This is a genomic window from Streptomyces sp. NPDC044571 (assembly GCF_040647115.1).
In the GTDB taxonomy this organism is placed as follows: Bacteria; Actinomycetota; Actinomycetes; order Streptomycetales; family Streptomycetaceae; genus Streptomyces.
In genome coordinates this window covers 139,662-161,938 of the sequence record NZ_JBEZBN010000001.1, presented here as the reverse complement: position 1 = coordinate 161,938, position 22,277 = coordinate 139,662, and the positions used below count along the sequence as shown (strand labels likewise).

Below are 22,277 nucleotides of genomic sequence, written 5' to 3'. Positions count from 1 at the left end.
GGACCGTCGAGGACGTCCGGGCATGACGGAGACGGCCTCCCGGCGCACCGGCCGCAACACGCGCCGCCCAACGGGCGCGCCCGACACCCGGGACACCCCGGGCGGCCGGGGTGCGGCCCTGCGCGGCCGCCCCTGGCTGACCGCTATCACCCTGTCCCTCGCCGCGATGATGGTGTCGCTCGACAGCACCATCGTCGCCGTGGCCCAGCCGGTCATGCAGGCCCGCCTCGGCGCCTCGCTGGCCGAGATGCAGTGGGTGACCAACGGCTACCTGCTCGCGGTGGCGGTCCTGCTGATCGTCGCGGGCCGGATGGGCGACCTCTTCGGCCACCGCAGGGTGTTCGTGGTGGGCACGGTCGGCTTCACCCTCGCCTCGGCAGCCATCGGCTTCTCCCAGGGCATCGGGTCGGTGATCGCCTTCCGGGTCCTCCAGGGCGTCTTCGGCGCGCTCATGCAGCCGGCCACCCTGGCGCTGATCATGAAGGCCTTCCCGGAGGAGCGGATCAACGCCGCCCTGGCGGCCCGCAGCAGTGTGATCGCCGTCTCCATGGCTCTGGGCCCCATCGCCGGCGGCCTGATCGTGCACTACGCGAGCTGGCAGCTGGCCTTCCTGATCAACGTCCCGCTGGGCGCGCTCACCCTCCTCCTGGCCTTCCTCGTACTCCGTGAAGTCCGCGAGGCCGGGGCCGCGCGGTCCTGGGACCTGCCGGGAGTGGGACTGCTCAGCACCGCGCTGTGCGCCCTGATCTGGGGGCTCACCGCAGTCTCGGACGCGGGCTGGACGGATTCGGGGGTGCTGGTGCCGCTCGGCCTCGCGCTCGCCTCCGGCGGCTGCTTCGTGGCGTGGGAGCGCCGGGCGCCCCACCCGGTCGTACCGATGGAGCTGTTCCGGTCCCGGCTGCTGTCCGTCGGCGTGCTGCTGCTGGTGGTGAACGCGTTCAGCCTGTTCGGCGCGACGTTCTTCCTCTCCTTCTCCCTCCAGCACGTACGCGGCCTGACCGCGGTCGAGAGCGGGCTCCAGGTCCTCCCGCTGACCGTGACGATGGTGCTGGGCGCCCCCTTCGCGGCCATGGCCATCTCCCGGGTCGGCCCGCGGATCCCGGCGGCGCTGGGGATGCTGGTCAACGCCGTGGCGCTGTACGGGATCTCCCGCGCGGGCGCCGACGGCGGGGGAGCCCTGGGGGTGTGGCTCTTCGTCATGGGGCTGGGCTTCAGCCCGATCATGGTCGGTGCGACCAAACTGGTCATGCACAGCGCGCCGGAGGGCTCCTCCGGCGTGGCCGGCGGGATCCAGCAGACGGCCATGCAAGTCGGCGGAAGCCTGGGCACCGCCGCCCTGGGGGCCCTGATGGGCTCGTGCGTACGGGACGTACTGAGCCGTGACGGGCACTGGTCGGGGGCCGCGTTGGACCGCGCCGTCCAGTCGGTGTCCGTCGGCCTCCCCGCCCCGGGCGGCCCGGCGTCTGTCGCCCGTACCGCCTTCGAGGCGGGAATGAGCACCGCCCTCACCGTCACGGCCTTGGTGGCACTGTGCGCGGGCGCACTCGCCCTGACCGCCGGCCGCGGAGCCGGCCGGAAGGCCTGACGTGGTACCAGGCGAAAGCAACGCCCTCGGAGCGGCAGCCCCTCCCCGCTGCGGCCTGCTGGCTACAGCCAGTCGCGCTTCTTGAAGATGGCGTACAGGCTCGTGCACACCACCGCCATCAGCAGGATTGCGAAGGGGTAGCCGCCCGCCCACCCCGGACGCTCCCCAACGGGGCTTCATTCTCCCCAGGTTCTCCCCAGGCGAGGATGCCTTCGAAGGCGATTCACCGCTGGTCGGCGGGGCGGCCTGGGCGGGTGGGACGAGCTACGCAGCGTATTGGAGTAGGGCGCCTGCCTGCCGCCGGTGGTTGAAGTCGTGGACGGCTGCGGCGTACGGGGACGAAGGAGGGCAGGGCGGCCATGAAGGTGATGAGCTGCCAGGGTCCACGCTCTCCAGCGACGTGACGGCCCTGGAGAAATCTCCGCGACTCGCGCGACGGACTCGCCCCCTGGCCCCGTAGAGCAGGTGAAGAAGCTGAGGAAGTGCGATGAGGGAGGGGTCCGACGTATGGCGGGTCGGCTGCCGGTACGGATGTGTAAAGGCGTGCGGGGCACGGCGGTCGCGGCGGTGGCCATGGCGGCGCTGACCGGCTCACAGGCGCCCGGCCTCGCGGCGTCGGCCTCCTCCCCCGTGGAGGCCACCATGTCACCGAATCAGGGCACTTCGGGCGATGCCTACTACTTTCGCGAGCTGCCCCCACTCGCGTCGCACGGCCCGTCCGCACAGCAGCCGTCCTCGGCCGGTGCCGTCTTCGTGGCCGGCCGTGCGGCGCTGCCCGCCACCGTCCTCGCCGCGTACCGGAACGCGGAGTCGACGCTCGTGCGGAGCACCCCGCGCTGCGGTCTGCGCTGGCAGCTGCTTGCGGCGATCGGTCAGGTCGAGTCCGGCCAGGCGCGGGGTGGGAGGGTGGACGCGGACGGTACGACGTACGCCCCCATCATCGGCCCGCGGCTGAACGGCCAGGGGTTCGCCCTGATCCGGGACACCGACGGCGGCGCGTACGACGGCGACCCGTCCTACGACCACGCGGTCGGCCCGATGCAGTTCATCCCGTCCACCTGGGCCAGATGGGGCGCCGACGGCAACGGCGACGGCAGGGCCGACCCCCATAACGTCCACGACGCGGCGCTCGCTGCGGGCCGCTACCTGTGCGCGGGCGGACACGACCTCTCCCGGCCGCAGGACCTCGACCGCTCGATCCTCTCCTACAACCATTCCCGGGAGTACCTGAGCGTCGTCCTGTCCTGGTACGCCTACTTCAGGGACGGCCACCGGGTGGTTCCGGACCAGGGCGGCGCGGGTTCCGGTACGGAGGTCGACCCGCCCGGCACCGGGCGGACCGAGCCTGCCGGCCCGGAGCCGGCAACCGAGACCCCGCCCGCCTCCCCGCCGCCCCCGCCCCCGCCCCCGCCCGCGCCGAAGCCCGCGCCGAAGCCCGCCCCGTCACCGACCGCCGCCCCGCCCGACGACGGCGCGAAGCCCGGGCCGCCCCTGGTCACGGCCCCGGGTCCCGCTCCCGGCACCGGTATCGACGTGCCCGGTCACGGTGTCCTTCCGGACACCGGCAAGGTCCCCGGCAACGGTTAGGACTCACTCGCGCATCACCCCCTCCACAACACCGTGTACCCGGCGGTAACCTCCCGGGTCATGGCGACGGACAGGCATCCTCCGCACCCGGCCGAACCGGGTGACGACTCGGCCCACCTGCGGTGGCAGCGCATGTGGAGCCATCGCGAGCAGCTGCTCAAGGTGGCGCGCCGCAGGTCCATGAGCGCCGAGGACGCCGAGGACGCGGTGCAGGAGGCGATGCTGCGCGGGGCGCAGCACACACACCTCGACGAGGCACGGCTCGGCGCATGGCTGACGACGGTGACCATGCGCCTGTGCGTCGACCGGTACCGGCAGGTTCACCGCGAGGCCCAGCTGAGCGGTACGCCCAAGCTCACCGCCCCCGGCCCGGTCCCCGTCGATGAGGCGGTGTGCGACCGGGCGGAGGCCAGGTGGCTGGCCTTCCGGAGCAGGGAGCTGCCCGCCCGCCAGGCGGAGGCCCTCCGCCTGAAGTCGCAGGAGCGGGACGTCGGACAGATCGCCCGCGAGATGGGGCTGAGCTACGAGGCGGTCGAGTCCCTGCTGGCCAGGGCCCGGCGTACGCTGCGCAACTCGCTGGCCGGGACGCTGGCGCTCGGCCTGTGGCTGATCGGGCGCGGCCGGGACCAGGCGGGTCAGGCGGGTGCGCATGCCCCCGCCCTGGCCGCGGCCTCGGCGGCAGCGACGCTGGCCATGGTGGGACTGGCCCTGTCCTTCGCGTACGAGCCGAGCGCGCCGGTGCCGCCTCCGCGGAAGATGGCGGTGGTGGGGAAGGAGCCCGGCGCGGCTGGTGACCGAATACCGGCGGCCTCGCCCGTACGACCGGACGCGACCGCCTCCCTGCGCCCGACCGGAACGGCGTCTCCCACGGCCCTCCCCGGCGCCCTCCCGGCGGTGCTGCCCGAGCTGCCCGAGCTGCCGGAGGCGGCGGCGACCCTGCCCGCCGCACCGGACCTGCCCACCCCGGCCCTGACCGTCCCTGCCCTTCCCGCCCCGGTCCTCCCCGCGCCCGCCGTGTCCGCGCCGCCGCTGCCGTCCACGCCACCGCTCCCGGACAGCCCGACCGTGCCGGACCTCCCCGGTGCCCCCTCCACCCGCCTGCCGTAAAAAATCTTGGCCTCGACGCGACGGACCCGCCGCCCTTCCCCGTAGAGCAGATGTCGGAGCTGCTCCCCGCTGAAGGGTGAACCGGATGGGCGTCGAGATCTGCGTGGAAGGGTTGACCAAATCCTTCGGCCATCAGGTCATCTGGCAGGACGTGTCGCTGACGCTGCCCGCCGGGGAGGTGTCCGTCATGCTCGGCCCCTCGGGTACGGGCAAGTCGGTGTTCCTCAAGACACTCGTGGGCCTGCTCAAGCCGGACCGGGGATCCATCCGGATCGCCGGTACGGACATCACCAAGCTCCGCGAGCACGACCTGTACGAGGTGCGCAAGCTCTTCGGCGTGCTGTTCCAGGACGGCGCCCTGTTCGGGTCGATGAACCTGTACGACAACATCGCCTTCCCGCTGCGCGAGCACACGCGTAAGCCGGAGAGCGAGATCAGACGGATCGTCCTGGAGAAGATGGACATGGTCGGTCTGATCGGTGCCGAGGAGAAACTGCCCGGCGAGATATCCGGCGGGATGCGCAAGCGGGCGGGCCTGGCGCGGGCGCTGGTGCTCGACCCGGAGATCATCCTGTTCGACGAGCCGGACTCGGGGCTCGACCCGGTGCGGGTGGCCTATCTCAATCAGTTGATCGTGGACCTGAACGCGCAGATCGACGCGACCTTCCTGATCGTCACCCACGACATCGCCTCGGCCCGCCAGGTCCCGGACAACATCGGGCTGCTGTTCCGGCGCGAACTGGTGATGTTCGGCCCCCGCGAGGAGCTGCTGACCAGCGACGAGCCGGTCGTACGGCAGTTCCTCAACGGCCGTATGCAGGGGCCGATCGGCATGGCGGAGGAGAAGGACGCCGCCCAGGTCGAGCAGGAACTGGCAGGCCTCGCCGGCGGGGACGACGCCATTCCCGAAATGACCCCGCGCCTGCTGCCCAGCCCCGGGGTCAGCCGGCCGCCCCGCTGGCAGGCGATCGCCGACCGCGAGGCGGAGCTGCACCGCCGGGAAACCTCCGGGGAGGCTGACCTGGCCCAGGCCCAGGCCCCGGCCATGGCGGCAGAGCCGCGCCCAGGGGCTGACCCGGACCGGAAGGCGGCGGAGCCGAGCCCGGCACAGGGGGCAGACGGATGAGCTTCTCACCCAGCGGAGCGCTCCGGCATTCCGGCAGCCTCTTCGCCATGGCCCTGGACGTCCTCCGGACCCTGCCTCGACGTCCCTTTCAGGTACGGGAGTTCATCCAGCAGGCGTGGTTCATCGCGAGCGTCACCATCCTGCCCACGGCCCTGGTCTCCATCCCCTTCGGAGCGGTCATCGCGCTCCAGATCGGCAGCCTGACCCGGCAGCTCGGCGCCCAGTCGTTCTCCGGCGCCGCCTCCGTCCTGGCGGTACTTCGGGAGGCGTCCCCCATCGTCACGGCGCTGCTCATCGCCGGCGCCGGCGGCACCGCGATCTGCGCGGACCTCGGGGCACGCAAGATCCGGGAGGAGATCGACGCCATGCAGGTGCTCGGTATCGACCCGATCCACCGGCTGGTCGTGCCCCGCGTGCTGGCCACCATGCTCGTGGCGGTCTTGCTCAACGGCCTGGTCTCCGTTGTCGGGGTGGCCGGTGGCTATTTCTTCAACGTGGTCATGCAGAACGGCACTCCCGGTGCCTACCTGGCCTCCTTCACCACCCTCGCCCAGCTGTCCGATCTCTGGGCGGCCGAACTGAAGGCCCTGGTCTTCGGCGCCATCGCCGCGATCGTCGCCTCGCACAAGGGCCTGACCGCCAAGGGCGGGCCCAAGGGTGTCGGTGACGCCGTGAACCAGTCCGTGGTCATCACCTTCATGTTGCTGTTCGTGACGAACTTCGTGCTGACCGCCGTCTACTTCCAAATCGTTCCGCAGAGGGGATGACGATGACCCTGCTGAATCCGCTGAGCGTGCTCAAACGGGCCGGGCGCTCCCTGGAGGAGCTGGGCGCGCAACTGGTCTTCCACGGCCGCTCCCTCGCCTGGACCGGCCGCACCCTGCGCCGCTACAAGAAGGAAGTCCTGCGCCTGCTTGCCGAGGTGAGCTTCGGCCGCGGCGCGCTGGCGGTCGTCGGCGGCACGGTCGGCGTCATCGCCTTCCTGTCCTTCTTCACCGGCACCGAGGTCGGACTCCAGGGCTACGCGGCGCTCAACCAGCTGGGCACGTCCAACTTCGTGGCGTTCCTGTCCGCGTACTTCAACACCCGCGAGATCGCCCCGCTGGTGGCCGGGCTCGCGCTGTCGGCGACGGTCGGCGCGGGCTTCACCGCCCAGCTCGGCGCGATGCGGATCAGCGAGGAGACCGACGCGCTTGAGGTGATGGGTATCCCGTCGCTGCCGTTCCTGGTCACCACCCGGATGATCGCCGGCTTCGTGGCGGTGATCCCGCTGTACGTGATAGGGCTGCTGTCCTCCTACTTCGCCGCCCGCACCATCACCACCGGTTACTACGGGCAGTCCACCGGCACGTACGACCACTACTTCCAGCAGTACCTGCCACCGGTCGACGTGCTGTGGTCCTTCGGCAAGGTGATTGTCTTCGCCGTCGTGATCATCCTGGTGCACTGCTACTACGGCTACTACGCGAGCGGCGGCCCGGCCGGTGTCGGTGTCGCGGTCGGCCGCGGCGTACGGACGTCCATCGTGGCCATCAACGTCCTCGACTTCTTCCTCAGCCTCGCCATCTGGGGCGCCAACACGACCGTACGGATTGCGGGGTAGGCGGATGCGCATACGAATACCGGCCCCGGCGCTCACGCGGCCCACCCAACTGCGGCTGTACGGCATCGTCTTCATCGCCGTGATCGCGTTGCTGCTGTCCCTGACGCTCGCCGTCTACCAGCAGGTGTTCACCTCCGTCGTCCGGATCACCCTGGAGGCGGACACCCTCGGCAACCAGCTGGAGCCGCGCGCGGACGTCAAGCTGCGCGGCCTGCTGGTCGGTGAGGTACGCGAGGTCGAGGCCGACGGCGAGAAGGCGACCCTCTCCCTCGCGCTGAGGCCGGAGCATGTCCCCCTCATCCCGGCCGACGTCCATGCCCGGCTGCTGCCCAAGACCCTGTTCGGCGAGAAATACGTCGACCTGGTCGCCCCCCAGAAGTCGTCGGTACGGCATATCCGTGCCGGTGACGTCATCACCCAGGACCGCACCACGGTCGGCATCGAGCTTCAGCGGCTGATGAACGACCTGCTGCCGCTGCTGCGCACGGTGAAGCCCGGAGAGCTGAACGCCACCCTGTCCGCCTTCGCGGGCGCCCTCGAAGGGCGCGGCGACCGGATCGGCGACAACCTCACCCGCCTCGACGACTACCTGCGCCGGCTCAACCCGCATATGCCCTCCCTCAAGGAGGACATCGCCCGGTTCGCCGATGTGGCCGAGGTGTACCGCGACGCCGCCCCGGACCTGATGCGGATCCTGGACAACACCCTCACCACCAGCCGGACGCTGGTCGAGCGGAAGGACCAGCTCGCGTCGGTCCTCGCTGATACCGCCACTGCCGCGAACACCACGAAAGGCGTACTCGACGAGAACTCCGACCGGTTGATCACCCTGGGCCGCGTCTCCCGTCCCACCCTCGCCCTGTTCGCCCGCTACTCGCCGGAGTACCCGTGCCTGCTGGCCGGGCTGGTGCGCCAGGAGGCGGCGTCCGAAGAGGCGTTCAAGGGCGGAAGGATGCGCATCACCCTCGAATTCGTCCACCCACGTCCCCCCTACCGTCCCGGCGAGGAACCGCGCTATGCCGACCGCTCAGGACCCGACTGCAGAGGTCTGCCCCACCCTCACGTACCGGCACCGCCGATCAAGCTCAACGACGGTACGTCGGCGAGCAGTCCGGGCCGCACCGTGTCCGGAACCCCGGCCGAACAGCACGCCGTCGCCTCACTCGTGTCCCCGGTCATGGGCGTGCCCGCCGACGAGGTGCCGGCGGTCACGACCCTCCTCTTCGGACCGATGGCACGGGGAACGGCGGTGAGTGTCGTATGAGCACGACGAGTCGAATCCGTCGTACGAACGCGATGGCGACAGCCCCCCAGCTGATCAAACTCGGCATCTTCGCGGTGGTGACCGTGGCGGCGACCGCCGTGCTCGCGGCCACCATCGTCAACCTCTCCTTCACCCCCAAGGAGACCTACACCGCCGTGTTCAGCGATGTCACCAGCCTGGAAGAGGGCGACGACATCCGGATCGCGGGGGTGCGGGTCGGCGAGGTCGAGAGCATCGACATCACGGACCGGACGCTGGCCAAGGTCACTTTCACCGTCTCCCGCGACCGGCCGCTGCTCACCAGCACCCGGGCCGTCATCCGCTACCGGAGCCTGGTCGGGCAGCGGTACATCGCGCTGACGGAAGGCGTGGGGGAGGGGAAGCGGCTGCGGCCCGGCGGGCGGATCCCGCTCGACCGTACCGAGCCCGCACTCGATCTCAACGCCCTGCTCAACGGATTCAAGCCGCTGTTCGCCGCACTGAGCCCGAAGGACGTCAACCAGCTCGCCACCGAGATCATCAAGACCCTGCAGGGCGAGGGCGGTACCGTCCGCAGCCTGCTCGCGCACACTGCCTCGCTCACCACGACGCTCGCCGAACGCGACAAGCTGATCGGTTCGGTGATCGACAACCTCAACACCGTGCTGAGCACCGTGGACAAGCGCAGCACCCGCTTCTCCGACCTGATCACGCAGTTGCAACGGCTGATCTCGGGGCTGTCGGCCGACCGTAAGCCCATCGGGGAATCACTGGCGGGCATCAACGGCCTCGCGGAGGCCACCTCCGGCCTCCTGGGCGACGCCCGACCGCCGCTGAAGACGGATATCGCCGAGCTGGCCAAGCTCACGGAAACGCTGAACGGCCACGAGAAGACCGTGGAAGGCGTCCTGCAGCGGCTGCCCAACAAGCTCAACGAGCTGACCGGCACCGCCTCGTACGGCTCCTGGTTCAACTTCTACCTCTGCGACTTCGACGGCCGGATCGTGCTGCCGAAGCCCAACGAGGTCATCACCCCCGAACTCCAAGTCGCCCGGGCGAGGTGCAGCCGTTGATCCCCTTCCGTGAACGCAATCCAGTGGTGATCGGCGCCACCGGCCTCACCACGATCGCGCTGCTGATCGCCGCCGCGTTCAACGCCGAGAGCCTTCCACTGATCGGCGGTGGCGAGACGTACAGCGCCGCGTTCTCCGAGGCCGGCGGGCTGCGCTCCGGCGACGAGGTGCGGATCGCCGGCGTGAAGTCCGGCAAGGTCGACGAGGTCGAGCTCGCCGGCGACCACGTGAAGGTGACCTTCCGGATCAAGGGAGACCCGGAGCTCGGGGCCCGTACCGGTGCGTCGATCCGCATCAAGACGATCCTGGGCGCCAAGTACCTCGCGCTGGAGCCGAAGGGCTCCGGCCGGCTGAAGCCGGGCAGCGAGATCCCACTGAGCCGCACGGTCCCGGCGTACGACGTGGTGGCGGCCTTCAGCGACCTCACCACAACCACCGAACAGATCGACAAGCAGCGGCTGGCCGCCTCCCTGGACACCATCTCCACCACCTTCGAGGACGCCCCCGAGGAGGTCAAAGCCTCCATCCAGGGGCTCTCGAAGATCTCCCGGACCGTGGCCTCCCGCGACGAGGCGCTACGCGAACTCCTCGACCACGCCAACGGGGTCACCGGAGTGCTCGCCGAGCGGAAGGACGAGTTCGGCAAGCTGGTCAAGGACGGCGACGAGCTGTTCAAGGAGATCCACGCGCGGCGCCAGGCCATCCACGCGCTGCTCAAGAGCTCCGTCGCCCTCAGCGTCCAGCTCTCCGGCCTGGTGAGGGACAACCAAGCGGAGATCGGGCCGGCGCTCAGCCGCCTGAACACCGTGGTGCGGATGCTGGAACGCAACCAGGCGAGCCTCGACCGCAGCATCCAGCTCATGGCGCCCTTCGTGAGGGTCTTCACCAACACCCTCGGCAACGGCCGATGGTTCGACAGCTACATCCAGAACCTGGTCGCGCCCACACCGGTGGTTCCACGGACGGAAGGGTCGCGATGAGGATTCCGATGGGGCTTGCGCTGAAGCTCCCGAAGCCGCCGGCGAGGCTCGCGCTGAACCGGCGTCTCGTCCGCCGCCTCGCGTTCGCCACCGTGCTGGTGGTGGCCGCCGCCCTGGCCGTCGTACAGCTCTCCGAGTCACCGAAGGTCCGGGTGACCGCGTACTTCCCGCGTACCGTCGGCATCTACCCCGGCTCCGACGTCCGCGTGCTCGGCATCCCGATCGGCGAGGTCAAGAAGATCACGCCGCAGGGTGAGCGAGTGCGCGTGGAGCTGGAGTACGACGCCCAGTACAAGGTCCCCGAGGACGCCAAGGCGGCCATCATCAACTCCTCGGTGGTCAGCGACCGTTACATCCAGCTGCTGCCCGTCCACCGCGGCGGCCCGGTGCTGAGGAGCGGCGCGGTCATCCCCGAGGAGCGCACGGCCGTACCGGTCGAGCTGGACCGGGTCTTCGACAGCCTCCGTATGACGGCGGACGCGCTCGGCCCCCAGGGCGCCAACAAGGACGGCTCGCTCTCCCGGCTGCTCGCCGTCGGCGCGGACAACCTCCAGGGCCAGGGGGCGCAGCTGCACCAGACGGTCGAGGACCTCTCGCAGGCCGTCACCACCCTGTCCGACGGCCGGCAGGACCTGTTCGGGACCGTACGGAATCTGCAGGTGTTCACCGCCGCGTTGGCGGCCGACGACACCGACGTCCGGTCGTTCAACGACAGCCTGGCCAAGGTGGCCGAGCAACTGGCCGGGGAACGCCAGGACCTCGCCGCGGCGATCAAGCATCTCGCGGCGGCGCTCGCCGATGTGTCCGAGTTCGTGAAGCAGAACAAGAAGGACCTGACCGCCGATGTGAAGGGCCTGGCCAATGTGACCAACGTGCTGGTCACGCAGCGCGCCGCCCTCCAGGAGCTGCTCGAAGTCGCCCCCGCCGGGCTGTCCAATCTGCAGAACGCCTACAACCCCTCCTCCGGCACGCTCGACACCCGCAGCAACCCCGAACAGCTCCACGACCCGGCCGAGCTGCTGTGCTCCCTGCTGAAGACGGCCGGGGAGAAGACCGACTGCCGGGATCTGAAGACCCTGTTCGACTCCCTGCCCAAGCTGCCCGCGGCTGACCCGCTCACCGGTGCGGCACTTCCCGTGGCCGGAGCGGGCTCGATGGACAAGACGCTCGGGGGAATCCTGGAGGCCCGTACATGACGTACATGAGAGCTCCGTTCAAGGCAGCCTTGTGGACGGCCGCCGGTTCGCTGCTGCTGACCGGCTGCGAGTTCAAGGGCCTGTACGACGTCCCCCTGCCCGGGGGCGCGGCCACGGACGGGCCCAGCTACCGGGTCACGGTCGAGTTCCAGGACGTCCTCGATCTCGTCCCGCAGTCCACGGTAAAGGTCAACAACGTGACCGTCGGAGCCGTCGAGAAGGTGGAACTGGACGGGTGGCACGCTCGGGTGCGGCTGCGGATCTCCGACTCGGTCAAGCTCCCCGGCAACGCGGTCGCCGAGCTGCGCCAGACCAGCATGCTCGGTGAGAAGTACGTGGCGCTGTCGGCTCCGGCGGACACCGGGCCGGTGGGCAGGCTCACCGACGGCGCGCGGATCCCGCTCTCCCGCAGCGGCCGCAACCCCGAGATCGAAGAGGTGCTGTCTGCGCTGTCCGCCCTGCTGGGCGGCGGTGGAGTCGCACAGCTCCACACCATCACCACGGAGCTGAACAAGGCCCTGGAGGGTCGCGAGGACCGGGTCAAGTCCCTGCTCTCCGAGCTGGACACCTTCATCGGTGGCCTCGACGCTCAGAAGAAGGAGATCATTCGCGCGCTGGAGGGCATCGACACATTGGCCGCCACCCTCGCCAAGGAGAAGAAGACGATCGACCAGGCCCTCACCACCTTGCCGCCCGCGCTGAAGGTGCTGGCCGACGAGCGGGCCAAGCTGACCACCATGCTCACTTCGCTGTCGGCGCTGGGCGAGACGGGCACGAAGGTGATCAACGCGTCGCGCGACGATGTGATCGCGAATCTGCGCGCGCTCCAGCCGATCCTGCAGCAGTTGAACAAGGCCGGCGCCGATCTGCCGAACGCGCTCGAGCTGCTGACGACCTATCCCTTCCCGCGCAATGTGGTGGACGCGATCAAGGGCGACTACGTCAACCTCAAGGTCACCGCCGATCTCGACCTGCGCAGCGTCTACGGAAACCTGGCCGGTCAGCCTCCGAAGCCCGGCACGCCCGGTACGCCCGTGCCTCCTGGGCTGCCAGGCGTCCCCACTCCCGGGCTGCCCCAAGTCCCCGCGCTCCCGGGCCTCCCCGAAACCCCCGCCCTTCCGCATGTTCCCCAGGCTCCGAAGCCGCCTGGGACGCCAGAACTGCCCGGCGGTTCGGGTGGCGTCGAGCTGGACTGCCTGCCGCTCTGCCCGTCGGCCAACCAGGCCTTGTACACCGCTCACAGCGGAGGCGACGGCAACGGTGGCCTTCCGCCGGGTGTCGACCTCGCGCTCGCCGAGCTGCTGATGAAGGGACTGGTGCCGTGATCACCCGTACGGTCAAGACCCAGCTGCTCGCCTTCACGCTCATCACCGTGATCGGGGTGTCCTACGTCGGCGCCGAGTACACCGGACTGGCCGACCGCGTCCTGGACCGCGGATACACCGTACGGGCCGACTTCGCCGACTCGGGAGGCATCTACCCCGGGGCCGAGGTCACGTACCGAGGGGTGCCCGTGGGCCGCGTGGGCGATCTGCGGCTGACCGGCTCCGGCGGAGTCTCGGTGGGGCTGCTTCTGGAGGACTCCCCGAGGATCCCGGCGGACAGCCTGGCCGTGGTGGCGAACCGCTCGGCCGTCGGCGAGCAGTACGTGGACCTGCAGCCGCGCTCCGGAAGCGGCCCGTATCTGCGGGACGGCAGCTCCATCCCCCGCCATGACACCCGGGTGCCGATGCCCACGACGGACCTGATCCTGAGCCTGGACCGGCTGGTCAACTCGGTGGACAAGCAGGACCTGCGGATCACGGTCGACGAACTGGGCAAGGCGTTCTCCGGCACCGGCCCCCACCTGACGCGGTTGGTGGACTCGGGCAACGCCCTGGTCGAGTCGGCCTCCGATTCCCTTCCCCAGACCATCGCGCTGATCGAGGACTCCCGGAAGGTCCTGAAGACGCAGGCCGATCAAGGTTCGGCGATCACGTCCTTCTCCCGGGATCTGGCGGCGCTCACTGCGCAGTTGAGGGCGAGCGACGGTGATGTCCGCGCCCTGATGGCCAACGGCTCCTCCGCCGCCCAGCAGGTGGATTCCCTCATGAGGGACACCCGTCCCCACCTACCGGTTCTGTTGGGCAACCTGATCAGCGGAGGTCAGATCACCCTTGCCCGGCTGCCCGGTGTGGAACAGATGCTGGTCACCTTCCCCGTGGTCGTCTCGGGCAGCTACACAGTGCTTCCCGGAGACGGCACAACCCACTTCGGAATGGTCGTCAACGCCGACGACCCGCCTCCCTGCCGTGCGGGGTACGGAACCCAGCGCCGAGACCCCGCCGACACCACCGACCGCCCGGCCAACACCGGCGCCCGCTGCACGGCCCCGCGCGGCGGCGACACGTCCGTCCGCGGTGCCCAGAACGCACCGGGAAGCCACGTTCAGATCGGCTCGACGGGCGGAGCACAGACCGTATTCGGAAAGGACTCCTGGCAATGGCTGCTCGTGGGCCCCATGGCATGACCCCCATACTCGCCGTCCTGGCTGCCGTACTGGTGGCTTCCTCCGGCTGGCTGGGCTTCCAGCTGTACGAGCGCCATGAGGAGGACCGGCGGCACCAGGACATCCTGGCCGCCGCCCGCCAGTCGGCGCTGAACTTCACCTCGCTCGACTACCGGCAATACGAGCGGGACAGCAAGACCGTCCTGAACGGTGCGACCGGGGAGTTCAAGAAGCAGTTCTCGGCCCAGACCGCGGAGCTGACGAAGATTGTGGCCGACAACAAGTCCGTCTCGGAGGGGCACATCCTCGACGCGGGCATCGCCCGGGCCGACGACCGCTCGGCCCGCGTCCTGGTGGTGGCCGACAGCAAGGTCACCAACGTCGCCGCCCCCGAGGGCACGTCCCGTAACTACCGCCTTCAGCTCGACCTCGTCTTCCAGGACGGGCAGTGGCTGACGTCCAACGTCGAATTCGTCGGCTGACAGGAGAACTACCATGGCGAACCCGACCGTTCGAGTCCGCCGGCGCTCCGTGGCGGCTGCCGCGCGCGCGGCAGCCAAACGCGCCGAGCAGACAAACCGCCGGCAGGAGACCGACCGGGAGCCGGCCGCTCCGGAGCCGGCGGACACGACGCCCGCCAAGCCGGCTCGCAGCCGACCCCGTCGACTCACCGCGCTACTCAGCATTGTGGTCCTACTGGCCCTGGCCGCAACGACAACGCTCGCCTGGAAGTACCGAGAGGCCGAGCGCACGACCGAGGCCCGCGCAGCGGCCCTGACGGCGGCCCGCACGGCCGCCCCGGTGATCCTCTCGTACGACTACCGACACCTCGACCGCGACTTCGCCGCGGCCCGCGGCCACCTCACAGGCCCTTTCCGCGACCAGTACAGCAAGACCACGGAGACCGTGGTGGCGCCCACTGCCAAGACCTATAGCGGAGTGGTGAAAGCCGCCATCGCGACCGGCGACGCCGCCCCGGCGGCATCGGTGATCTCGGCATCCCCGAACAAGGCCGTCGTCCTGCTCTTCATGAACCAGCTCACCACCAGCACCCAGATCGCCACTCCCCGTCTCGACCTCAACCGCGTCCGCATGACCCTCGTCCGCACTCCACAAGGCTGGAAGGTCAGCGCTGTGGACGCGCTGTGACCGGGGCCCGGGAGCGGTTACTCGCCGGTGCACTCGTTGTGCGGGTGGCCGCCCCATCGGTTGCCGGTCTTCCGCTCCCCAGGGCCTCGAATCAGTCCTTCGTTGATGATTGCCGTGGCGAACTCGATCGCTGATTCTCGATCCCCGGCTACAGCCAGTCGCGCTTCTTGAAGATGACGTACAGGCTCGTGCAGACGACCGCCATCAGCAGGATTGCGAAGGGATAGCCAGCGGCCCAGTGGAGTTCGGGCATGGTCTCGAAGTTCATGCCGTAGATCGTTCCCACCAGCGTGGGGGCGAAGAGGATGGCGGCCCAGGAGGAGATCTTCTTGATCTCCTCGTTCTGTTCGAAGCCAGCTTCGGCCAGGGCGCGCATTTCGGCGTTCTGTTGTTGGGAGACCAGGGTGGCGTTGACCGTGAGGATTTCCGACAGGGCCTGGCGGAAGCCGTCCACGCGTTCGCTGGTGTGGGTGACGTGGTCGGCCACGTCGCGGAGGTAGCGCTGGAGTTCCTCGTCGGTGCCGTACTTCGCGAAGCCTGCCATCAGGCCGTGCAGCATGCCGACCAGGGGGCGGGTGGCGCGCTGGAACTCGACCATTTCGCGCGAGAGTTCGTAGATGCGTCGGGAGACCTCGGGGTCGCCGCGGAAGACCTCGGTCTCGATCTCGTCCATGTCGTTCTGGACGCCCTCGACGACGGGGGCGTAGCCGTCGACCACCGCGTCCAGGATGGCGTACAGCGCGGCTTCCGGGCCGAGGGACAGGAGTTCGGGCGTTTCCTCCATGCGGCGGCGGACCGCGGAGAGGTCGGGGGCGGCGCCGTGGCGGACCGTGATCAGGAAGTCCGGGCCGACGAAGATGTGGAGCTCGCCGAAGTCGACCTCCTCCGGGGCGTCCAGGTAGCGGGCGGCGCGCAGGACGACGAAGAGGGTGTCGCCGTAGCGCTCCAGCTTGGGGCGCTGGTGGGCCTCCAGGGCGTCTTCGACGGCGAGCTCGTGGAGGTTGAACTCGGCGGCCAGCGAATGCAGTTCGGCTTCGCTGGGGCGGTGCAGGCCGATCCAGGCCATGCCGTCCGGCTCCTCGTGCAGCTGCCGGAAAGTGTCCGCGAGGGTGGCGGGGGAGGCGACGCGGCGGCCGTCGCGGTAGACGGCGGAGTCGATGACGCTGCGGTGGTCGGGCGGTGCGGCCTCGGTCGGCGACGGCTGTCCGGCGGGCGGCGGGGAGGCGGGCGGCGGCGTCGCGGGCGGGGGCGTGGAGCGGCGCCAGGGCGGGCGCTTGGGGGACGGCGGGGGGCGGCGGTCTGGACGCTCCGACATCGCAGGTCAGCTCCCGGTCGAACGTGTGTTTAAGGGCAAGGGGCAGGATATATGGGTGAAAGGGATTCTCCATGTGAAGGGAGAATGCCGCTCGCCGTGTGCTTGCGGACAGGAGGTGTCCGCAAGCGGGGATAGCTTGCCGTCATGGCTTCCAGGACGACGACGCATCCCGTACTCGGCACCCGGGCGCTCAACCGCGCCACCCTCGCCCGCCAGCTGCTCCTCGGCCGCGCCGAGATGTCCGCGCAGGACGCGGTCGCGCACCTGCTCGGGTTGCAGGCGCAGAACGTCAAGCCGCCCTACTTCTCCCTGCACGCCCGGCTCGCGCACTTCCGGCCCGCCGAGCTCGCCGGGCTCATGGAGACCCGGCAGGTGGTCCGGATGGTGACCATGCGGTCCACCATCCACACCCACACCGCCCACGACGCGCTCACCCTGCGGCCGCTCGTCCAGGGCGCCCGGGACCGGGAGCTCGGGAACTTCCGCAAGGGTCTGGCCGGCGTGGACCTGGACCGGCTCGCCGAGCGTGCCCGTGCCTACGTCGAGGCCGAGCCCCGCACCATGGCGGAGATCCGGGGGGAACTGCTGGGGGAGTGGCTGGGTGCCGACCCGCAGGCGCTGTCCGTCGCCGCCCGCTGCCGGCTGCCGCTCGTGCAGGTCACCCCGCGCGGGGTGTGGGGGCGCAGCGGGCAGGTGCGGCTCACCACCCTGGAACACTGGCTCGGAGCCGTCCCCGGGCAGCCCCCGTCACTGGACGGTGTCGTGCTGCGCTACCTCGGCGCGTTCGGCCCGGCCTCCGTCAAGGACATGCAGGTCTGGGCCGGGCTGACCCGGCTCCGGGAGGCCTTCGAGCGGCTGCGGCCGCGCCTGCTCGTCTTCCGGGACGAGAACGGGGTCGAACTCTTCGACCTGCCCGACGCGCCCCGCCCGGACCCGGACGCCCCGGCCCCGCCCCGCTTCCTCCCCGAGTTCGACAACCTGCTGCTCTCCCACGCCGACCGCACCCGGGTCGTCCCCGCCGAGCTGAAGGGCCGCAGCTGGGCGGGGAACCAGGCCTACCGCACGCTCCTCGTGGACGGTTTCCTCGCCGGGCTGTGGAAGCCGGAGGCCGGCGGTCTCACCGTAGAGCTCTTCGACCGGGTCCCGCCCGGGCAGAAGGACGAGATCGCCGCCGAGGGCGAGCGGCTGATCGGTGAGATGACGGAGGAGAGCGCAGAGACCGAGGTGAGCGGGGAGGCCGAGGTGAGCGGCGCGAGCGCGGGCGGCCGCGTCCGCTTCGGGTCAATCCACGGCTGACGCAGCTCTGGTGGGGCACCCGGACGGCACGGCACGATGCCCCCCATGACGCACAACATCGCCGAGAACAGCAGCGCCACCGCCGAGTTCCTGGCCGCGCGGGACTTCCTGCTGGAGCGCCGCGGGGACTACGCAGCCGCCTACGCCGGATTCACCTGGCCGCGGCCCGAGCGCTTCAACTGGGCCCTGGACTGGTTCGACCACATCGCCGCGGACACCGCCGACACCGACGCCCTGCGCATCGTCGAGGAGGACGGCACCAGCCGCTCCCTCACCTTCGCGCAGCTGTCCGCCCGTTCCGGCTCCGCCGCCACCTGGCTGCGCGAGCAGGGCGTCGCCGCCGGCGACCGGGTGCTGGTCATGCTCGGCAACCAGCAGGAGCTGTGGGAGGTCATGCTCGGCGCGATGAAGCTGCGCGCCGTCGTCATCCCCGCCACGCCGCTGCTGGGCCCGGCCGACCTGATCGACCGGATCGAACGCGGTCACGTCCGCCACGTCGTCGTGCGCGCCGAGGACACCGCCAAGTTCGACGCCATCCCGGGGAACTACACCCGGATCGCCGCGGGGTCGCAGGTACCCACCGGCTGGCGGCGCCTGGAGGACATGTACGCGGCCGACTCCGCCTTCGTCCCGGACGGCCCGACCCTCGCCTCCGACCCGCTGATGCTGTACTTCACCTCGGGCACCACGGCCCGACCCAAGCTGGTGGAGCACACGCACGCCTCGTACCCCATCGGGCACCTCTCCACCATGTACTGGCTCGGGCTGCGCCCCGGCGACGTGCACCTCAACATCGCCTCGCCCGGCTGGGCCAAGCACGCCTGGTCCAACTTCTTCGCCCCGTGGAACGCCGGCGCCACCGTCTTCGTGCACAACTACACCCGCTTCGACGCCGAGCGGTTGATGGCCGAGATGGACCGGCACGGGGTGACCACCTTCTGCGCCCCGCCCACCGTATGGCGGATGCTGATCCAGTCCGACCTCACCCGCCTGCGTACGCCCCCGCGCGAGGCCGTCGCCGCGGGCGAGCCGCTCAACCCGGAGGTCATCGAGCAGGTCCGCCAGGCCTGGGGGCTCACCATCCGCGACGGCTTCGGCCAGACCGAGACCACCCTCCAGATCGGCAACTTCCCCGGGGCGCCCGTCAAGCCCGGCTCCATGGGGCGCCCGGCGCCCGGCTACGAGATCGTCCTCCTCGACCCGCTCACCGGCAAGGAGTCCCCCGACGAGGGGGAGGTCTGCGTCGACCTGCGCCCGCGGCCCGCCGGCGTGATGACCGGCTACCGCGACGACCCGGAACGCACCACGGAGGCCATGGCGGACGGCCTCTACCGCACCGGCGACATCGCCTCGCGCGACGGGGACGGGTACCTCACCTACGTGGGGCGCAGCGACGACGTCTTCAAGGCCTCCGACTACAAGATCAGCCCGTTCGAGCTGGAGAGCGCCCTGCTGGAACACGAGGCCGTGGCCGAGGCCGCGGTCGTACCGGCCCCCGACCCGCTGCGGCTGGCGGTGCCGAAGGCATACATCGCGCTCGCCGCCGGCTGGGAGCCCGGACCCGAGACGGCCCGGGCGCTCTTCGCGCACTCCCGGGCCGTGCTCGCCCCGTACAAGCGGATCCGCCGGATCGAGTTCGCGGAGCTCCCGAAGACCGTGTCCGGCAAGATCCGCCGGGTCGAGCTGCGCGACCTCACGGCGGCCGGCTCCGCCGCGGAGTACGACGAGGCGGACCTGGGCCGACCCGACCTGCCATCATCCAAGTAGGCATTTCTCGAAGGAGGTTGGCTTGGCTCCCGAGCAGTACGGCGCCCACCGGAACAGGTTGCTCATCCCCGGCGCCGTCGCGGTGGCGGCCGCGGCGGGCATGGCCGGAGACCTGGTCTTCGGAGTCCTCCACGGCAAGTGGGCCGTCGCGGGCTGGACGGCGTCCGCACTGCTGGCCGGGGGGCTGGCCTTCGCGGTGCAGCGGCACGGTACGCGGGAGGGGGAGCGGTCGGCGCCGGAGGCTCGTTCGGCCGCTCACCAGCTCCCGGCCCGGCGTGACGTCATCGGGCGTACGGTGCTCAGTCAGGCGCTGCAGCAGGAGTTGGCCCAGGTGCAGCAGCCCCGGGGGTCGCTCCACCCCGCCCGGTCCGTGCAAGGGCGGGCCACCGTGGTCGTCGTGCACGGGGCGGCCGGTATCGGGAAGACCACGCTCGCCCTGCACACCGCCCACGAGGTCGCGGCGAGCTACCCCGACGCCCAGCTGTACATCGACCTGCGCGGCGACGGTGACACGCCGAGGACCAGTTCGCAGGCCCTGGAGTGGTTCCTGCGCAGTCTCGGGGTGGCCTCCGCCGAGATTCCCCGCAGCGTGGGAGACCGGGCCGCACTCTTCCGCAGCCGGACCAATGCGCTGCGCATCTCGTGTTCCTGGACAACGCGCACTCGGCAGAGCAGATCCTGCCGCTCATCCCGGCAGGCCCCGGCTGCGCCGTGCTCGTCACCAGCCGGCGGGCCCTGTCGGTCGGCAACTCCGCCCGCGGCCGCATGATCCGGGTGAAACTCCCCGAAGAGGACGAGGCACTGGCCGTCCTCACCCACTACGCGAGCGAGCAGCGCATCCAGGAGGACCCGGCCGCCGCCCTGGAGATCGTGCAGTTCTGCGGGCGGTTGCCGATCGCCCTGCGCATCGTCGGGGCCCGGCTGCGGTCGCGCCCGGACCTGACGCTCCGCCGCATGTGCGCCCGGCTGAAGAGCGAGAGGTCACGGCTGCGGGAGCTCAACGACGACCTGGAGAGCCTGCAGGCCTGCCTGCTGCTGAGCTACCGGGACCTCTCCGGCGAGTGCAGGCGCACCCTGGGCCTGCTCGCCCGTCTGCCGGCCGGCCGGCTGACCGACTGGCACCTCGCCCGTGCGGGACTGGCCGAGGAGACGGCCGTGGCCGTCGCCGATGAACTGGTGGAGACCTGCATGATGGAGCCGGCAGGCGGTGACGACGCCGGACCGCGCTACTGGATCCACGATCTGATCCGGGTCTTCGCGGCCCACCAGTACGAGGAGCTCCCGCCCGAGGAGCGTCGCCGTGCCGAGCGTGCCCTCGTCGAGGCCTACACGGCCACCGTGGTGCGCCTGGCCGCGGCCCGTGCCCCCGAGCTCGCCGCCGCCGAGTCGGTTTCCCCGGCCGCCGACGTGGACGGCATGCGGGCCGCGGAGTGGATCGCCGCCGAGGCCGAGCGGCTGCTGTCCTTGACGACATTGGCCCGGGACCTGGGCATGGCACGGGAAGCCTCGCTCATCGCCGAGTCCGCCTCCTACTTCCTGGAGGACCTCGGTCTCGCACCGGAGTCCGCGGGCTCCCTGTGGGAAGGCAGTCCGTCCGACGGGGCGCGCACCGCGCACGCGCTCGCCTTGGCACGGGCCGCGCTGCTGCTGGCCACCCACGACTCCGACGGCGCCCTGTCCGCCCTCTCGGGCCTGTCCTCCCCGCCGCCCGGGGCCGCGGGCGACGACGCGTACGCGACCGGCCGCCGGGAGGCCCTGGCCGCACGGATCCACACCGAGAAGAGGCACTACCCGACGGCCTCGGGCCACATGTCCAGGGCGGTCGCCGCCTTCCGCTCGCTCGGCGACGACTGGCACCTGCTGGTCTCCCTGGAGAAGCTCGGTGAGATCCTGCGGGCGCAGGGCAGGCCGGAGGAAGCGGAAGCCTGCCAGCGCGAAGCGCTCGCTCTCGCGGAACGCTTCGACGACCTGCGGGCCCGGGCCCGGCTGCGGCGGACGCTCGCCGAGACCCTGGGTTACTTGCGCGAGCTGGCCGAGGCGGCCGAACTCCTGGACGCCGCGGTCACCGACTTCCGGAAGCTGGGCGACCGCGTCTGGGAAGCCGCGACGCTCTACGCCCTGGGCCGGATCCGCCGGCTGCTCGGCCGGCGCGCCGAGGCCCTCGCGTGTTACGACAAGGCGCTGGACATCTTCGAGCCGATGGGGGAACGGCACTGGGTGGGGCGGGTCCGCAACGCCCGCGTCCGGGTCCTCGCGGGCATGGGCCGGATGGCGCAGGCCCAGGCGGAGGCCCAGGAGGGTCTTGCGATCTTCGAGGAGCTCGCGGACGCGCTCTGGCACGCCCACACGCTCAGGGAATCGGGTTGGCTGTACCTGAGGGCGGGGCGGCCCGCGGAGGCGGTGCCCCTGCTGGAGAGCGCCGCCGAGACATCGGAACGCGCGGGCGACGCCCACGCGGAGGCCGCGGCACGGCACCTGCTGGGCGTGGCCTACCGGAACACCGGCCGGGGGACGGACGCCCTCCGGGAGCTGCGGACGGCGTGGGGGATCTACCGGCGCGGCGGGTACGCCTGGCAGGAGGCGGCCTGTACGCACGATCTCGTACGGGCGCTGCGCGGCGAAGGCATGCCGGAGGAAGCCGAGCGGGTCGAGTCGGCCGCGCGGCAGAGCGGCCCGCTCTACGCCCGGATGGCCGGACGGGACGGAGCCACGGCCGTTCCGGACGAGGAGTGAACCCCTCGTCCGCGGCCGGGCCCCGGCCG

General features: G+C 70.8%; 19 protein-coding genes. 18 read left to right on the top strand and 1 reads right to left on the bottom strand.

Annotation, left to right across the window (positions count from 1 at the left end; translation table 11 throughout):
- Nucleotides 1-22 precede the first annotated feature (22 nt).
- The 14 genes from AB0B01_RS00665 (at nt 23) to AB0B01_RS00600 (ending at nt 15,137) form a co-directional block, all read left to right on the top strand.
- The gene (locus tag AB0B01_RS00665; RefSeq protein WP_361711561.1) at nt 23-1,585 is read left to right on the top strand and encodes a DHA2 family efflux MFS transporter permease subunit; all 1,563 of its coding nucleotides are present in this window, start codon (nt 23-25) and stop codon (nt 1,583-1,585) included.
- Nucleotides 1,586-2,128: 543 nt separating this feature from the next.
- A complete protein-coding gene (locus AB0B01_RS00660) occupies nt 2,129-3,172 on the top strand; it encodes a lytic transglycosylase domain-containing protein (protein ID WP_361711559.1) in 1,044 nt (347 codons plus the stop codon).
- A 60-nt stretch (nt 3,173-3,232) separates the two neighbouring features.
- On the top strand, nt 3,233-4,279 hold the full coding sequence (locus AB0B01_RS00655; protein ID WP_361711558.1) for a sigma-70 family RNA polymerase sigma factor: 1,047 nt from the start codon (nt 3,233-3,235) through the stop codon (nt 4,277-4,279).
- 85 nt (nt 4,280-4,364) lie between these two features.
- Nucleotides 4,365-5,405, top strand: a complete 1,041-nt coding sequence (locus AB0B01_RS00650; RefSeq protein WP_361711556.1) for an ABC transporter ATP-binding protein — start codon at nt 4,365-4,367, stop codon at nt 5,403-5,405.
- A complete protein-coding gene (locus tag AB0B01_RS00645; RefSeq protein ID WP_361711554.1) occupies nt 5,402-6,172 on the top strand; it encodes an ABC transporter permease in 771 nt (256 codons plus the stop codon). The genes AB0B01_RS00650 and AB0B01_RS00645 overlap by 4 nt, the downstream gene beginning before the upstream one ends.
- A gap of 2 nt (nt 6,173-6,174) precedes the next feature.
- Complete coding sequence (locus tag AB0B01_RS00640; RefSeq protein ID WP_361711552.1) at nt 6,175-7,008, top strand: ABC transporter permease; 834 nt, start codon at nt 6,175-6,177, stop codon at nt 7,006-7,008.
- A gap of 4 nt (nt 7,009-7,012) precedes the next feature.
- Nucleotides 7,013-8,272 carry an MCE family protein gene (locus AB0B01_RS00635; protein WP_361711551.1) on the top strand — a complete coding sequence of 420 codons (1,260 nt, stop codon included), beginning with the start codon at nt 7,013-7,015 and terminating at the stop codon, nt 8,270-8,272.
- 32 nt (nt 8,273-8,304) lie between these two features.
- Nucleotides 8,305-9,324, top strand: coding sequence for an MlaD family protein (locus AB0B01_RS00630; RefSeq protein WP_361711550.1), 1,020 nt, complete (start codon nt 8,305-8,307; stop codon nt 9,322-9,324).
- Nucleotides 9,321-10,304, top strand: a complete 984-nt coding sequence (locus AB0B01_RS00625) for an MCE family protein (RefSeq protein ID WP_361711549.1) — start codon at nt 9,321-9,323, stop codon at nt 10,302-10,304. Before AB0B01_RS00630 ends, AB0B01_RS00625 begins: the two co-directional genes overlap by 4 nt.
- Before the next feature lie 8 nt (nt 10,305-10,312).
- A complete protein-coding gene (locus AB0B01_RS00620; protein ID WP_361711547.1) occupies nt 10,313-11,500 on the top strand; it encodes an MCE family protein in 1,188 nt (395 codons plus the stop codon).
- 5 nt (nt 11,501-11,505) lie between these two features.
- Nucleotides 11,506-12,825 (top strand): MCE family protein, encoded by a 1,320-nt coding sequence (locus AB0B01_RS00615; RefSeq protein ID WP_361711739.1) that lies wholly within the window; start codon nt 11,506-11,508, stop codon nt 12,823-12,825.
- Nucleotides 12,822-14,009, top strand: a complete 1,188-nt coding sequence (locus tag AB0B01_RS00610) for an MlaD family protein (protein WP_361711545.1) — start codon at nt 12,822-12,824, stop codon at nt 14,007-14,009. Before AB0B01_RS00615 ends, AB0B01_RS00610 begins: the two co-directional genes overlap by 4 nt.
- A complete protein-coding gene (locus AB0B01_RS00605) occupies nt 14,006-14,470 on the top strand; it encodes a hypothetical protein (protein WP_361711543.1) in 465 nt (154 codons plus the stop codon). Before AB0B01_RS00610 ends, AB0B01_RS00605 begins: the two co-directional genes overlap by 4 nt.
- Nucleotides 14,471-14,483: 13 nt before the next feature.
- Nucleotides 14,484-15,137, top strand: coding sequence for a hypothetical protein (locus tag AB0B01_RS00600; protein ID WP_361711541.1), 654 nt, complete (start codon nt 14,484-14,486; stop codon nt 15,135-15,137).
- A 148-nt stretch (nt 15,138-15,285) separates the two neighbouring features.
- On the opposite strand, the gene AB0B01_RS00595 is transcribed toward AB0B01_RS00600, so the two are convergent.
- The gene (locus AB0B01_RS00595; RefSeq protein WP_361711540.1) at nt 15,286-16,452 is read right to left on the bottom strand and encodes a magnesium and cobalt transport protein CorA; all 1,167 of its coding nucleotides are present in this window, start codon (nt 16,450-16,452) and stop codon (nt 15,286-15,288) included.
- Between the two features lie 144 nt (nt 16,453-16,596).
- Here AB0B01_RS00595 and AB0B01_RS00590 point away from each other — a divergent pair, with 144 nt between their 5' ends.
- From AB0B01_RS00590 to AB0B01_RS00575, 4 genes are read left to right on the top strand one after another with little or no spacing between them, the layout of a single operon-like run.
- Nucleotides 16,597-17,748, top strand: a complete 1,152-nt coding sequence (locus tag AB0B01_RS00590) for a winged helix DNA-binding domain-containing protein (protein WP_361711538.1) — start codon at nt 16,597-16,599, stop codon at nt 17,746-17,748.
- 36 nt (nt 17,749-17,784) lie between these two features.
- Nucleotides 17,785-19,515, top strand: a complete 1,731-nt coding sequence (locus AB0B01_RS00585) for an AMP-binding protein (protein WP_361711537.1) — start codon at nt 17,785-17,787, stop codon at nt 19,513-19,515.
- A 22-nt stretch (nt 19,516-19,537) separates the two neighbouring features.
- Nucleotides 19,538-20,284: a hypothetical protein gene (locus AB0B01_RS00580; RefSeq protein ID WP_361711535.1), complete on the top strand. Its 747-nt coding sequence runs from the start codon at nt 19,538-19,540 to the stop codon at nt 20,282-20,284.
- Complete coding sequence (locus AB0B01_RS00575) at nt 20,227-22,248, top strand: tetratricopeptide repeat protein (protein WP_361711737.1); 2,022 nt, start codon at nt 20,227-20,229, stop codon at nt 22,246-22,248. Before AB0B01_RS00580 ends, AB0B01_RS00575 begins: the two co-directional genes overlap by 58 nt.
- Nucleotides 22,249-22,277 lie beyond the last annotated feature (29 nt).